General features: G+C 58.5%; 13 protein-coding genes. 4 read left to right on the plus strand and 9 right to left on the minus strand.

Annotated features, from left to right (window positions below; all coding sequences use genetic code 11):
- Window positions 1-2: 2 nt before the first annotated feature.
- Window positions 3-2,561, minus strand: coding sequence for a CRISPR-associated helicase Cas3' (gene cas3 / locus A6D6_RS02050; protein ID WP_201303682.1), 2,559 nt, complete (start codon window positions 2,559-2,561; stop codon window positions 3-5).
- Window positions 2,562-2,760: 199 nt separating this feature from the next.
- Here cas3 and A6D6_RS22120 point away from each other — a divergent pair, with 199 nt between their 5' ends.
- Both A6D6_RS22120 and A6D6_RS02060 read left to right on the plus strand, forming a co-directional pair.
- The gene (locus A6D6_RS22120; RefSeq protein ID WP_159659775.1) at window positions 2,761-3,048 is read left to right on the plus strand and encodes a type II toxin-antitoxin system Phd/YefM family antitoxin; all 288 of its coding nucleotides are present in this window, start codon (window positions 2,761-2,763) and stop codon (window positions 3,046-3,048) included.
- A complete protein-coding gene (locus A6D6_RS02060; protein ID WP_159659776.1) occupies window positions 3,045-3,503 on the plus strand; it encodes a type II toxin-antitoxin system VapC family toxin in 459 nt (152 codons plus the stop codon). The genes A6D6_RS22120 and A6D6_RS02060 overlap by 4 nt, the downstream gene beginning before the upstream one ends.
- Here A6D6_RS02060 and A6D6_RS02065 read toward each other — a convergent pair.
- The 3 genes from A6D6_RS02065 to A6D6_RS02075 all read right to left on the minus strand — a co-directional run bounded on the left by A6D6_RS02065 (window position 3,479) and on the right by A6D6_RS02075 (window position 5,216).
- Window positions 3,479-4,456, minus strand: coding sequence for a helix-turn-helix transcriptional regulator (locus A6D6_RS02065; protein ID WP_159659777.1), 978 nt, complete (start codon window positions 4,454-4,456; stop codon window positions 3,479-3,481). The genes A6D6_RS02060 and A6D6_RS02065 overlap by 25 nt on opposite strands.
- Before the next feature lie 175 nt (window positions 4,457-4,631).
- On the minus strand, window positions 4,632-4,928 hold the full coding sequence (locus A6D6_RS02070; RefSeq protein WP_159659778.1) for a HigA family addiction module antitoxin: 297 nt from the start codon (window positions 4,926-4,928) through the stop codon (window positions 4,632-4,634).
- Between the two features lie 9 nt (window positions 4,929-4,937).
- Window positions 4,938-5,216 (minus strand): type II toxin-antitoxin system RelE/ParE family toxin, encoded by a 279-nt coding sequence (locus A6D6_RS02075; RefSeq protein WP_159659779.1) that lies wholly within the window; start codon window positions 5,214-5,216, stop codon window positions 4,938-4,940.
- Between the two features lie 233 nt (window positions 5,217-5,449).
- Here A6D6_RS02075 and A6D6_RS02080 point away from each other — a divergent pair, with 233 nt between their 5' ends.
- The gene (locus A6D6_RS02080; RefSeq protein ID WP_159659780.1) at window positions 5,450-5,782 is read left to right on the plus strand and encodes a type II toxin-antitoxin system HicB family antitoxin; all 333 of its coding nucleotides are present in this window, start codon (window positions 5,450-5,452) and stop codon (window positions 5,780-5,782) included.
- 25 nt (window positions 5,783-5,807) lie between these two features.
- Here A6D6_RS02080 and A6D6_RS02085 read toward each other — a convergent pair whose 3' ends face one another.
- The 5 genes from A6D6_RS02085 to A6D6_RS02105 all read right to left on the minus strand — a co-directional run bounded on the left by A6D6_RS02085 (window position 5,808) and on the right by A6D6_RS02105 (window position 12,522).
- Window positions 5,808-7,661 carry a hypothetical protein gene (locus A6D6_RS02085; protein ID WP_159659781.1) on the minus strand — a complete coding sequence of 618 codons (1,854 nt, stop codon included), beginning with the start codon at window positions 7,659-7,661 and terminating at the stop codon, window positions 5,808-5,810.
- Between the two features lie 139 nt (window positions 7,662-7,800).
- Window positions 7,801-9,030 (minus strand): OmpP1/FadL family transporter, encoded by a 1,230-nt coding sequence (locus A6D6_RS02090; RefSeq protein ID WP_133491519.1) that lies wholly within the window; start codon window positions 9,028-9,030, stop codon window positions 7,801-7,803.
- Between the two features lie 446 nt (window positions 9,031-9,476).
- The gene (locus A6D6_RS02095; protein WP_133491520.1) at window positions 9,477-10,622 is read right to left on the minus strand and encodes an acyl-CoA dehydrogenase family protein; all 1,146 of its coding nucleotides are present in this window, start codon (window positions 10,620-10,622) and stop codon (window positions 9,477-9,479) included.
- A 97-nt stretch (window positions 10,623-10,719) separates the two neighbouring features.
- On the minus strand, window positions 10,720-11,808 hold the full coding sequence (zapE, locus tag A6D6_RS02100) for a cell division protein ZapE (RefSeq protein WP_159659782.1): 1,089 nt from the start codon (window positions 11,806-11,808) through the stop codon (window positions 10,720-10,722).
- Between the two features lie 84 nt (window positions 11,809-11,892).
- Window positions 11,893-12,522: an alpha/beta hydrolase gene (locus tag A6D6_RS02105; protein ID WP_133491522.1), complete on the minus strand. Its 630-nt coding sequence runs from the start codon at window positions 12,520-12,522 to the stop codon at window positions 11,893-11,895.
- Between the two features lie 284 nt (window positions 12,523-12,806).
- Between A6D6_RS02105 and A6D6_RS02110 the strand changes: the two genes are divergently transcribed.
- On the plus strand, window positions 12,807-13,319 hold the full coding sequence (locus tag A6D6_RS02110) for a Z-ring associated ZapG family protein (protein WP_014995886.1): 513 nt from the start codon (window positions 12,807-12,809) through the stop codon (window positions 13,317-13,319).
- Window positions 13,320-13,399 lie beyond the last annotated feature (80 nt).

Raw genomic sequence — 13,399 nt, forward strand, 5'->3', positions numbered from 1 at the left:
GGTCATGCTTCCTGATTTTTGATTACCCGGTAACCCAGGTCATCTCGATATTCCAGGCTGTATTTATCGTGAACCTTTGTGTTCTCAATGCCCCGCAGGCTGTCTGATTCGTCCACCAGCGCTACATGCAGAATACTTTCATCCTTGCCCTGCCAATCCGGGTTACCCAGATAAAAACACTGATGCAGCGCAAAGCGCTTCAGGGTATCCACCGATACGGCCTTGGGTTTATCGCCGGGGGGAACATGAACAATCTGCCGCATAAGAGCGGCGGTTCTTTGCCGCCATTCTCGCTTCTGCAACTTATGCCGTTGCAGCGGCAGTTCTATCTGACTGCCGTCCAGCAAGGTCAAGAGAGCCTTTTCTGCATCTTGGGATATTGCCCGTAAAATCAAAACTTCGTAACTGTCAGTTTCGCTGTAGCGTGTTTGTGCTTTGCTCTCTGGCAGGGTATTCCCCCCTTCAGCCAACCCTATTCTGGCCAATTGCTGCAAGGCTATGCGCCCCTTGGTACGACGATTGCCATGATCAAGCTCATGCAACCAACGGTTCATGCTCTCCTGCTCGTCTCTGCTGGCATAGGTCTGCTCAATCAAATCACGTATATCCTCCGGCAAATAGACGCAGGCCGTGTTTTGCCAGACTTCCAGACTTCGGCACAACACATAGGGGCTATAAACATAGGCGCTGGCACCGAAATGTTGCATCGGCGATTCAATGGCTTCTTCCAAACCAGGCGCCAACAACCAAGCCTCCCGTGTTGCTTGGTCGCAACGGGGTGTTTCCTGATGACGCCACAAACGGCCAAAACGCTGCAATAGCATGTCCGTTGGTGCGAATCGAGAAACCATAAAATCGGCATCGATATCCAGCGATTGCTCCAACACTTGAGTACCCACCAAAATCCGCCCCTGCTGCTGACGCTGCCTCCATCCCGCCTTGCCATAGAGATTGACCCACTTTTCTTCGATTCGCTGGCGGTCCGCCACCGTGAAACGCGAATGCAACAGGCCGCAGGCAATGCCCAGCTCCGTTGCGCGGCCAGCGATATCCAGATAACGCTGCTGTGCTTCCTTGACTGTATTCTCAATCCACAACACCTGTTGCCCCTGCTCTGCTCGCCGCAAGGCTTGCTCGACAGCAAGCAGCTCGTCTGATTGCAAGGTAATTTGGTATTGCTTGTTTTTCCCTGCCGGGACACGGACTTCTTTTACCCCTTGTGTGTCCTTATTTCGGCTAGCCGTGATCAAGGGGTAATCCATTGACCTGCATTCACGCTTCAGCAAGTCTTGCCGCCGCTCCTGATTCAAGGTGGCACTGAGAATGATGACGGTACAGCCCAGTTGCCGCAGCAATTCAATCAACGCATCCAGTAAAGTACTGGTATAGGCGTCGTAAGTATGCACCTCATCGAGAATCACGACCTTGCCCGTCAGACCAAATGCCCGGACAAAACCATGTTTGACGTTCATGGCTGCCATGAGCGCCTGATCGATCGTACCCACCGCAAAGGGTGCGAGCAGACCCCGTTTGCTCTGGTTGAACCAGGCCCCTCCGGGGCGGCCCTCCTCGCCCATATCCTTTTCAAACAGCCAGGCATTGGCATGCAGTAGAAGGGAACGATGGCCACAATCCTCCGCCAAGACCTGTTCCAGAAATGCCTGAAACCGCTCGTAAATCTTATTAGAAGTCAGTTGTGTAGGGAGCGCAAAATAAATACCACTGGCCTGCCCACGTTCCAGCATCCGGTAGGCAGCATATAGCGAGGCCTCCGTTTTCCCCAGCCCCATCGGAGCTTCCAACACATATACTCCATGTCCTGAAACCTGCTCAATCAATATGGACTGCGCCTGCCGTGGTGAAAACCCGAAAACTTCGTCAAAGCTCATTCCTTGCCGGTAAGAAACAGGCACGAAACCCGCGTCATCCACTGCCTCTGTTATTTTGTTTTCCCATGGTTCACGCGGATCTTCGAAGTGATAGCCTGAGCCAATCCAGTCGGAAACAGATGTCAACCCAGCCAACAATCTTGCCTGTGCAGGCGACTCTACTTTCGGCCAGGTTTCCCCCAACGCTTCCTGCAAAGCGGCAACCAACTTCTCTCTTTCTTTCTGCCAAGCTTCCCCGCCGAAGTTGCCGTCATTCGCACGCAGCCCGGCAACTGCCGGTGAAAAGCCATGATGTTGACCCAAAATTTCCGGTATATATTCCGGCGCCGTAAGTTGCTTGGCTGTCAATTGGCTGACGCCAGCATGACCGTTCCATGTTCTTTCCAGCTCAAAATTTACATTGGTGAGCAACTCTCCAGAGCAAGCATTCATGATCTTGTTGTAGAAGGTAGGGCTGACCTTGCCAATATCGTGTGTCGCTGCAGTAAACGCCGCCCCCACGGGGAACAACTCCGCCATTGGAGAACGCCGGATCAGCTCTTTCGCGACCTCCCCCACAATACGGCAGTGATTCTCTACGGTCCGCCCTAACTCAGTCTTGCCATTATTATCAAAAGACTTTGCCGGGCAGTCTTGATAGGGAATCCATTGCGACGGGGCTCTGGCCGTCACTTTCTTGCTCCTCAACATTCCTCACCTCACAACTTAAGTCACGTTGACCTTTAATCAATGCGATCAAAACATCAGTCCCCACGTTTCTTCCTTGGATGCGACTCTAAACCCGCCACTGCCTTCATGGTCGCATCACTGGACATATAGACAGTTCCGAGGCTACAACCTCCATCGGTGAAGCCACAATTCGACTTTCCTTATGGATGTCTCAGTACGCAACCTTAAAAACCACCTTTCCGAGTATCTGCGCCGCGCGGCGGCAGGTGAGGATATCCGCGTGACCTCACACGGCCGGGTTATAGCCCATCTCACAGCCGCGAACGCCCAGCCAGAAACAGACGAGGCTTTCATTGAGCGTCTTGACGCTCTGTCCTGGATGAACCCTCCGGAATCTCCCAGCGGGAAGCCACAAGGCGCATTTGTTCCTTCCCCTGCCCGTCCTGACACACCTGTCACCGATGATTTAATAGACTGGGTTCGCGGATGATTTTGTATCTGGACACCTCCGCTTTCTTGAAGCTGTATCTCGACGGGAAAGGTCGGAGCGCAACTCAAAAGGCCGTTGATGAGGCCAATATCATCTGCACTCATCTGATCACTTATGCCGAAATGCGGGCGGCCTTCGCCATGGCGCACCGGATGCAGCGAATCACGGATAGCGAATTGCCTGGGCACCTGGAACAATTCGAACGGGATTGGGGCAGTATCCGAACCATTAACGCGGACATGTCCCTGGTACGGCGAGCCGGAGACTTGGCCATGCGCTACGGACTGAGGGGCTATGACAGTATTCACTTGGCTTGCGCGGATCGTTTGAGAAGTGTCAAACCTGCGCGGCAAGTCATGACTTTCGCGGCCTTCGACAAAAAACTTCTGGCCAGAGCGAAGGAATTGGGGCTGTCCATACTGTGCCCCGATCATTTGCCCGATTTTCCGACGTAGCCCATCAACGCCCCCTCCAAACGCTCCCGCACTGCCACCCGTAATTCCAGCGGCCCCAACACTTTCACATCCGGCCCATGCCGCAATACTTCCATGATCAGCTCCGTGGGATCCGAGTACGGCACCCAAAGGTAGTAACCGTCATCCCGCCATTCTCCTCGCTGGTCCGGATGCCAGAGTTCGTCGGCGACCCAGCGGGCGGCGCGTGGGGAGAAACGCAGTTCTGCCCTGTTGGACGGCGCGCCGGAGAAGAGGCCGAAGCTGTCGCCGATGAATGCCTCCAGAGATTCAGCGTCGATCTGTTTGTAGGGGCGGTCGTCCATCCGCGGCATATCTATTCGATCGAGAGAGAAAAGGCGCAAGTCACCGGCTTGCTCGCAGTAGGCCAACAGATACCAGTTGTGGCGATAATGAAGAAGCCGCTGTGGGTGTACCGTGCGCTCTCCGGATCCGTCATGGCTGCGGGCCCGATAGCGAATGCGCAGGCAAGTATTGCCGAGGGTGGCATCGGCGATGCCGATAAAGACGGGGTTGTCGACCGGTCGTTGCAGGACAGGAAGCAGTCGGACTTTCTGGCCCAGCCTGGTTTCATGCTCGCTGGCATCCCCCAGCAATTTCTGGATCCGCTGGCGAATCGGAGTCAATCGCTGAGCCATCAGGCCCGGCTGTACCGTTTCCAGCAATTGTTCGCAGGCCAGCAGTGCGTAGAGCTCGCTGGCGTTCATCCAGAAACCGGGCAGTTCGAACTCCGGAGCTTCCGGGTCGTAGTAATGGCCGTTACGGTCCCGGTCGTAAACGATGGGCGCAGCAAAGAAGTCCCTGAGATACTCAAAATCCCGGGTAATGGTATTACGAGTTACCCCCAGTTCCTCGACGAAACGCCGCATTGGCACCGGTTGCCGGGCGTTACGCAACAAACCGTGGATACGGTAAAGACGCTCCAGGCGGGTCACGGCAAATCCTTATGCATTTTTATTGTAGTATCGAATGTAGCTCTTTGTGACCTTCGTCACAACTGATCCTGGGCTTTAAAATGTGTTTCCTCTCTGATACCGGATCACAAGAGTAATAGTTCCCGGCAGCCCCCTCCTCGAAGGTTTTTAATGGCCGGATTTTAGGGGCTACACGTCAAACAACGGCATGGATGTCAGTAATGTCGCCCTGCTGACGTGCCTGCCACAGATCATACTGAATCTGCTCGCGGAGCCATGTTTCAGCACGCGCTCCACGCTCCAGGCCGCCGAGCCAGACCTCAAGGCGACGGGCCAGCTCGATGGAAATGGCAGCCTTGCCGTTGAGAACACGAGACAGAGCTACCCGGGATACGCCGAGTTGGCGAGCCGCTTCACTGACGCTGAGCCCCAAAGCCGGGAGTACATCCTCACGCAGGGTTTCCCCGGGGTGAGGAGGATTGAACATCTCCATAGCGACCTCCTAATGGTAGTCCTGATAATCCACGAGAATGGCATCGCCGTCCTCGAATGCGAAAGTGAGTCGCCAGTTACCATTCACCCACACGGAATAGTGACCGGCCAAGTCACCTTTGAGGGGATGAAACTTCCAACCGGGGACGTCCATCTCCTGAGGTGAAGCGCAGGCGTTGAGTCGGCTCAACTGACGGCGAAGTTTCGGCACATGGGGCGACTGAATACCGGCGGTGCTGCCGGTAGTGAAGAACTTCTTCAGCCCCTTATGGCAAAAACTTTTAATCACTGGCCGCCCCCACTTGCTGCTTGCGAAAATTGTATCGCGTATCGCATCACGATACAAGCCTTGATTATACCCGCCTCGAGCAGGGCTGGAGCCGCCCAAGTGTGCCATCACGGTATTACTATTTGATATCATATATCGCAAGCAGCGCAGCACCCTGAAGGCCATCTACTCCAGTAAGAGCCGTATCAGGTACGTGACGCACGGGCCTTCCTTGAGCAAGCAGGAGTTACCCCATGAATGCAATGACCTACAAGGGCTATGCAGCCCGCATCAATTACAGTGACGAAGACAATCTATTCGTGGGACACATCGCAGGCATTCGTGATGTGGTGGGCTTTCATGGCGAGTCCGTTCAGGAATTGCGCGCCGCCTTCGAGGAAGCCGTCGATGACTATCTCGATACCTGCGCCAAGCTGAATCGCCAGCCGCAAAAGCCTTACTCCGGCAAGCTCAGCCTGCGACTGGAGCCAGAGTTGCACGCAACGGTTGCGGTCAGAGCTGAACTCGCTCACAAGAGCATCAACCAATGGGTCGCTGATGTGCTGAGCCGGGAAACTCGCACATAACAGTCCAGCAATAAAGCCATCCCACCTAAGGACGCACCGAAGGTGGGGAGAAGTGCTCGTGCGGCTCCGGTCGGTATTGGAACGCTTCCGGCGATGCCGGGAAGGCCATTGGCGTCGCACATTCAGGGCCACTGGACGTGAATGCCACGTCCGCGCATAACGGCTCCGGAGTGAGGCTTTCCAGGTAGGCGCGGATGGCCGGCGCCTGCTCGGGATAGATCCAGTCCAGCACATAGTCCGCCCGCGCCTTTACCCCGGTTTGCGCGATGCGATGCCGCCAGCCCTGGCGCACCCTGTAGTCGGTGTCGGTGACGGCAAGATCCCGTTGGTATCCCAGACGAAACCCGCTCAGGGCCTCTTCGAACAGCATGGCCAGGTCTTCGCGGGGCGTGGTGTAGGCGTAGAAGTCGTTGGTGACGTCGGCGAAGAACCAGTCCGCCACCCGATCCGGGTCCAGTTGCTTTTGCGCTTCGGTGATGGGGTCGCCGTAATAGCGGACCCGGGCCAGTTGTGTCAGGTTGGTGTCCCGGGGGCCACCGGGCAGGGTCGCCGACACCGGCGAGCGGCGATTGACCTCGTCGACGATACGCAGCTCAGCGTCCAGAAAGGGAAGCACCGAGGGCGGCAGATAATCGTTGGCGTGGGCCAGTTCGTGATAAAGGGTGTTGGTCAGTCGGGGGCGCAACCGATCTTCGCTGATCACCACCCGCTCGCCAGCGGCGGGCGAAGCGGGCATGGGCCCGTCATCGGAGAGAAAACGGCTGACGATCCGGAACGGCAGGTCTTCACCGAAACCACTACGGGCATCCGGCTGTTCGTTGATCAGATCCCGCTCCTCCGGGGTGAGCCACAGGTAGCGGGGATCCAGGTAGATGGCGCCGGTGAGCGCCCAGTAAAACGAGGGGCGCAGGTCGCTGGAGATCACCACGGCGGTCACTGGCCGCAGCAGGTGGCGCAAATCCGCTTGCGTCTCAGGGTCGCGTAATAGCGCTTCGAGACGCTCGCCCATCCAGTCGTGGCTGACCAGCACCCGATCCATGATCCGGTCCACCGTGGGCAAATCCCCCTGCCCTCCCAATGGCGGCAGTTCCGACACCCGGCACAGCCGGGCGCCATCCAGTTGATTGTCATAGACACAACGTTCCAGTACCGGCCGATAGGTGGAATCCCGCCGATAGGCTCGCACTTCTTGCAGCGGTGTCGTCGTGGCGCAGTTCGCGCCATCTCCGGCACAGAAGTAGGGGCTGGTCACCGGCGGACGATTGCGTACCACTACCCGCGCCTGGTCAGTGAAGGTGCCTTCGGCGGTATCGACACTGGCTTCGAACATCAATACCCGATCGCCGGGCACATCCGGCGCGGTCAGGTACACGACCGCCGGGTCGCTGCCGTAGGCGAGGGAGGCGGCGGGTCCGCTCACTTGACGAAATCGGGGTGCCGAGACCGGCGCCTGGTCATCCAGCCAGAAACGCAGGGAGGTGCGCCCACCGGCACTGACCGAGCGATCCGCGCGCAGAGCAGCCCTGGCCGGCTCACCATCATCAGCCACGGTGACGACAAACTCATCGCTGATGCTGCCCTGGTCCGAGCCGGCCTGGAAATGAAATCGATAACGCCCGGGGTCGCTGACCCGGAAGCTGATCGCCGGACCGTGGCGATCTGGTAATACCACCGGCGTGCCTTCCAGCTGAGTCCATTGGTATCGGTCGTACCGATCCGGCAAAACCGCGACGATACCCACCACCTGATCGACACCGGCAACGCTGTCGCCATGCAAGGTCAGTTCGGTGATGTCATCTTGAAGCCGTGGCTCGCCACCGCTGGAGCCACAACCCGCCAGCGGTATCAATAACAGCAGAACTATCGCGACTCTGAACATGATCCCACCCGGTCCGTATCAAGCACAGCCTGGAGCAAGGAGGGCGGGAAAAACAATAGGGTTTACGTTAACGGGAGGAGAGGTTGAAACAAAAACGGCGCGGCCGAAGCCGCGCCGTCGGGATCGTCCAGAGAGGCGATCAGAAGGTGTAGTTGAGCTGCGCGCCCACTACGTTGGCATCCAGTTCGTAGGTGCCGGACAGGGGCGGCTTGGTGCCGTCCTGACGGGTGATATCCGCGTCGCTGACGAAGATATGCGCGTAGCCTACATCGATGCTCATGTTGTCCGTGGGCTTGAAGCCCGCACCGAGGGTAACCCAAACACGATCGGAGTCCGGAGACGCCGCGGACCGGTTGGAGGTACCTTGGGTGGAGTCTTCCTTGGCCACGCCGAAGCGCAACACGGTGTCGTTGGTCAGGGTATGGCGCAGCCCCAGGGAGTAACGCACGGTGTTCTCCCAGTCGAAGTTTTCCACCGCGGGGTTCGGCAATGGAGCCGGGCCATTGTGTTTGACGTCCAGTGTGCTCAGATCGCTCCACTCCATCCATTCGACGCCCAGCAGCAACTGGGTACGCTCGGTCATGTTACCGGCGTAAGAGAGCTGCAGGCTGGCCGGCAGATCAATGTCGGCTTTGCCGGAATATTTTCCTGCCAGGGGGCCGGCCGCCGCCGGGTGGAAAGTAATATCACCGTCCACGGTGTATTCCATCTTGGAGCGGTAAGCGATACCAAAGCGGTTGTTGTCGTCCGCCTGGTAGGTCAGGCCGACATTCCAGCCCACGGCGTCATCGTCGCCTTCCAGACGGGTGGCGGCGTTTTGCAGATCCGCGTCGATGCGCTGGTAGCTGACGCCCACGCCCACGTTCAGCTTGTCGGTGACCTGAATGCCCAGGGACGGGTTGATATTCACTGTCTTGACGTCGGATTCCTGCGCGTAGAAGTCACCGGAGGTGATGCCCGGAGCCACGGCATTACCCCAGCCGTTCTGGTACTCGATCTTGGTGCCAAAAGGCGCGGTCAGGCCAAGACCGAAGGTCATGGTGTCATTGATCGGCACCGCCAGGAACGCGCTGCCCACGAACGGTTCAACATCCTTGAAGTTGCCCGGACCGGAGGCACTGTCCGCTTTGAAGTCGGTATCGATCCAGACCTGATGACCGGTCACGGTGACCTGGGCCTTCTTCAGGCCGGCCAGCGTTGCCGGGTTGTACCATTGGTTAGAGGCGTCTTCACTGAGCACCCCGGAACCGGCATAGGCGGTACCCAGGGCGGAAACGGATTGATAAGAGACAGAGAACCCGGAACCCATTGCCGAACTCACCGCCAGTGACAGCGCCGATCCTACCAGAATCGCACCTTTTATTTTCATGATTTTCTCCATCGTCCTGCGAGCTGAATAAAGGCGTCCTTGGGCGAGACTCATACGAGCCTCAAATCCCTTATACACCTGATAAAAGCACCCGCCTAGCCACCCCATGGGCCAAAATCACCGCTCCGGAAGGCGGCCTTCCGATATGGCCGTCACGGCGTCGCTCCGACGTTCCCGGAACCCGGGTTCCTTTTATTTCTCCCCTCCCCCGTCACGAGTTCATGGACCCGGTTCCGGAGTAGTCGGCCCGTTCGTACCTTCCTTCCCGGCGGATGATTGGCACACGCCGCCACCGGAACGGGCCTGGGACGTCTCAGCGAGCACTTCTGGGCAAAGGTTATACAGAGATATACATTTGGGGAAGATTTGTATTGTAAAACCGCACCCGCGTACCGAATCATCCGGAGACGACCCGGTACGCGGCGGAACAGGCGTGGAGGAGCGGGTCAGCCGGCGAGCAAGGCCCGGCTGATGATGGTCTTCATGATTTCATTGGTGCCGCCATAGATACGCTGCACCCGCGAGTCAGCGAACATGCGCGCCACCGGATATTCCCACATATAGCCGTAACCGCCGTGCAGCTGCACGCATTCATCGACGATCTCGCACTGCAAATCGGACACGTAATACTTGGCACCGGCGGCGGTGGGAACATCCAGCTCCTTCTTCAGGTGCAGTTCCAGGCAGCGGTCCACGTAGGCGCGGGCCACTTCCAGCCGGGTGTGCATCTCCGCCAGTTTGAACTGGGTGTTCTGGAAATCGGCGACGCGACGGCCAAAGGCGGTGCGCTCCTTCACATAGTTGAGGGTGTGCTCGAAGGCGCTTTCCGCCATGGCCAGACCGTTAATGGCGATGCCCAGGCGTTCCTGCGGCAACTCCTGCATCAGGTAGATGAAGCCCATGCCTTCCTCGCCGATCAGGTTCTCCGCCGGTACTTTCACATCCTGGAAGAACAGTTCGGAGGTGTCCTGGGCCTTCATGCCCACCTTCTTCAGGTTCTTGCCCTTCTCGAAACCCGCCGTGCCCGCGTCCACCAGCAGCAGGCTGATGCCCTTGGCCCCCTTATCCGGATCGGTCTTGGCCACGACGATGACGATATCGGCGTTTTGACCATTGGTGATAAAGGTTTTGGAGCCGTTGAGGATGTAGTGATCGCCCTGCTTCACCGCATTGGTCTTGACCCCTTGCAGGTCCGAGCCGGCACCGGGCTCGCTCATGGCGATGGCGCCGATCAGTTCACCGGTCACCATCTTCGGCAGATACTTCTGCTTGAGCGTCTCCGAGCCATAGTGCTCGATATAAGGGGCGACGATCTCGGTATGCAGCCCCCAGCCAATACCGGTCAGCCCCGCCCGGGAAACTTCCTCGCTGACCACCACGCTATATAGAAAATCCGCGCCAATGCCGCCGTAGGCTTCGCTGACCATGGGGCACAGAAACCCTTGTTCCCCCGCTTTGCGCCACAGTTCACGAGGCACCTGGCCCTCCTCTTCCCACTGTTCATGGTGAGGCACGGCTTCATTTTCCAGAAAACGACGGACGGTATCGCGGAACGCTTCGTGGTCGGAACTGAACAGGGTACGGGGGATCATGATGTTCTCCGGTTATTGTTGGCAGAACCGGCGCTCGGCCGGCGAAACAGTCAACCAGAGTGAAACAAGTGGTGCGGGGGGACAATGACCAAAACGATCAGGCCAGGTGCTCTCTCGCCAGGTATTCTTGCGATTGCATTTCCAGCAAACGACTGCGGGTGCGCTCGAACTCGAACTCCAGGCGCCCGCCCGCGTAGAGGTCCTCGATCGGCACTTCCGCGGTGATCACCAGTTTGACCCCACGGTCATAGAATTCATCGACCATGTTGATGAAACGGCGGGCGCGGTCATCGGTGGCCACCCCCATGCGTTCCACGCCGGACACCAGGACGGTGTGGAATTCCCGCGCGATTTCAATGTAATCGTTCTGGCTCCGCGGGCCGTCACAGAGGGCCTCGAACCGGAACCAGACCACATCGTCGGCGGATTTCACGGTGGCGATCTTGCGCCCTTCCACCAGAATGTTGCCCTGCTCCCGACGCCGACCATGGTCACCGGACAGCGCTTCGAAGCGTTCGCGAATAAAGCGGTCCGCCTCCGGTCCCAGAGGGCAATGGTACAGCTCGGCTTGCTCCAGCAACCGCAACCGGTAATCCTTACCGCCGTCCACGTTAAGCACCTTGGTGTGCTGTTTGATCAACGCGATGGCCGGCAGGAAGCGGGCCCGCTGCAAACCGTCCCTGTAAAGCCCGTCCGGTTCAATATTGGATGTGGCCACCAGCGTCACGCCCTCATCGAACAGCGTTTCCATGATGGTGCCGAGGATCATGGCGTCGGTGATGTCAGTGACGAAGAACTCGTCGAAACACAGCACCCGATAGCGCTGGGCGAATTCGCGGGCGATGCTGGTAAGCGGGTTTTTCTCCCCCTGGCGGGCACGCATTTCCCGATGGATTCGTTGCATGAAACGGTGGAAGTGCATGCGCCGCTTTTCCTCGAACGGCAATGCTTCGAAGAACACGTCCATCAGGTAGGTCTTGCCGCGCCCGACCCCGCCCCACATATACAGGCCGGTTTCCGGCGTAGGCTTGCGCTTGCGCAGCCGACCCAGAAAACCACCGCCATGACGCGGCTTCAATAACCGGTGATAGAGCGCGTCCAGAGCCCGCACGGCCTCTTCCTGGGCGGCGTCATGCAGGAACTCCGGGCTGGCCAGATCGGCCTGGTACTTCTCTAGCGGCGTCATCGGTTGAACAAACTCAAACGGCCAGTGGACGGCGGCTCAATGTAGCGTTCTCATTGCCGGGAGACAAGCAACACGGGCGGCGATTCACGGCAACCGTGAGGCGGCGACGTCACGTAATTCCAACAGATGGCCGTGGAAGAAGTGGCCACTTTCGGGGAAACGGATCAGGTCCGGCGCCAGCGGTGTGGTCTCGACCCAGCGGAACACCTTCTCCACCGGAACCACTTCGTCGTCCTCGCCCTGCACCACCGTCACCGGGCAACCGACCGATTCGATCTCGTCGAAGGGGTAGTTGTGCACCGCCGGCGCCACCAGGAACAATGCCTTGGGCCCGCTGCCGTTGGCGGCCAGGATCTCGGCGCCACGGGCGGCCACGAAAGTGCCAAAGGAAAACCCGGCCAGCCAGAACGGTAATCCCGGGTAACGCTTGCTCAGCCAGTTGTGCACCGCCATCAGGTCCTCGGTTTCGCCAATGCCTTCACTGTAGGCTCCCTGACTGGCGCCGACACCGCGGAAATTGAACCGTACCACGGCGGCCTCCGCCTCGCGGGCGGCGCGGCTCAGCGTGGTGACGACCTTGTTGTCCATGGTGCCACCGAACAACGGATGAGGATGACAGATAATGGCGATCATCTTCGGGTTATCGATGGTCCCTTCTAGCACGGCCTCGAGTTTGCCTTCCGGCCCGTCCAGCAACAGCCGTTCCGAGCTCATGATTATCCTCCCGAATTCCTGGTGTAACGCGTGTGTTCACGCCGGTCCCTGAGACTGATCCGGCTCATGTTTTTAAATACCGGCGGCCGTTTACAGTTGGCGCCCGGGCGATGTCTGTGCTGCAATACGGCTTGATCCGGGTACGGCACCAAACCGCGCGGTCGTGGTTGTATGGTGCATGACAATGGTGGACGGCGCGAGCCGTGTGGAACGGAGCCGGTCCACCGGGTATCTGGTGCGCCATCCGGGTAGTAGGACCTGTTCAGGGTCGCTAGGAGTATGACATGGATATGCTGACAACCAATCTGATCTCATTCGTGGTGGGCCTGGTGCTGGGCGCCGGCCTGCTCTATTGGCTGCTGCCCGCGCGGCGCCAGTCCAGCCGCGTGCTGCGCGATCGTGATGACGCCCGTCAGGCGCTCAATCACTACCGGGATCAGGTGGATCATCATTTCCTGCGTACCGCCGAGTTGGTCAACGAACTGACCAACGCCTACCGAGCGGTGCATCAGCAATTGTCCGAGGGTGCCAGTGAATTGTGCAGTGAAGCGGGCCGTCAACGGGCCGCCGCCAAATCCCTGGATGCCGCCGGTGAACAGAACATGCCGGTATCACAGCCGCTGGATTACGCGCCCAAGGCCAAAGGAACCCTGGCCGAGGACTTCGGATTGCGCGCCAATCCGGACGGCCCGTTCGAGCCGGTCAACGTGGACGACAACGCCAAGCCGGCGAACTTCGTCGAGCCGCCGCGGGATTACGCGGACGTGGACAGCGAAAGCGATGACAAGAAAGCCTGAAACCCTTCGCGGCCGAGGCCACTTCCCACAGCAGCCTGGTAGCTCCTCCGTGGGAAGCGGCCTCGGCCGCGAATCAATTC

The organism is Alcanivorax xiamenensis (assembly GCF_009846745.1).
Lineage (GTDB): Bacteria > Pseudomonadota > Gammaproteobacteria > Pseudomonadales > Alcanivoracaceae > Alloalcanivorax > Alloalcanivorax xiamenensis.

Excerpts from the sequence above, each read along its gene's own strand:
- zapE (WP_159659782.1), bottom strand. The coding sequence starts at position 11,808 with ATGACGCCGCTAGAGAAGTACCAGGCCGATCTGGCCAGCCCGGAGTTC.
- A6D6_RS02070 (WP_159659778.1), bottom strand. The coding sequence starts at position 4,928 with ATGGAGATGTTCAATCCTCCTCACCCCGGGGAAACCCTGCGTGAGGAT.
- A6D6_RS02095 (WP_133491520.1), bottom strand. The coding sequence starts at position 10,622 with ATGATCCCCCGTACCCTGTTCAGTTCCGACCACGAAGCGTTCCGCGAT.
- A6D6_RS02085 (WP_159659781.1), bottom strand. The coding sequence starts at position 7,661 with ATGTTCAGAGTCGCGATAGTTCTGCTGTTATTGATACCGCTGGCGGGT.
- A6D6_RS02105 (WP_133491522.1), bottom strand. The coding sequence starts at position 12,522 with ATGAGCTCGGAACGGCTGTTGCTGGACGGGCCGGAAGGCAAACTCGAG.
- A6D6_RS02090 (WP_133491519.1), bottom strand. The coding sequence starts at position 9,030 with ATGAAAATAAAAGGTGCGATTCTGGTAGGATCGGCGCTGTCACTGGCG.
- A6D6_RS02080 (WP_159659780.1), top strand. The coding sequence starts at position 5,450 with ATGAATGCAATGACCTACAAGGGCTATGCAGCCCGCATCAATTACAGT.
- A6D6_RS02060 (WP_159659776.1), top strand. The coding sequence starts at position 3,045 with ATGATTTTGTATCTGGACACCTCCGCTTTCTTGAAGCTGTATCTCGAC.
- A6D6_RS02110 (WP_014995886.1), top strand. The coding sequence starts at position 12,807 with ATGGATATGCTGACAACCAATCTGATCTCATTCGTGGTGGGCCTGGTG.
- A6D6_RS22120 (WP_159659775.1), top strand. The coding sequence starts at position 2,761 with ATGGATGTCTCAGTACGCAACCTTAAAAACCACCTTTCCGAGTATCTG.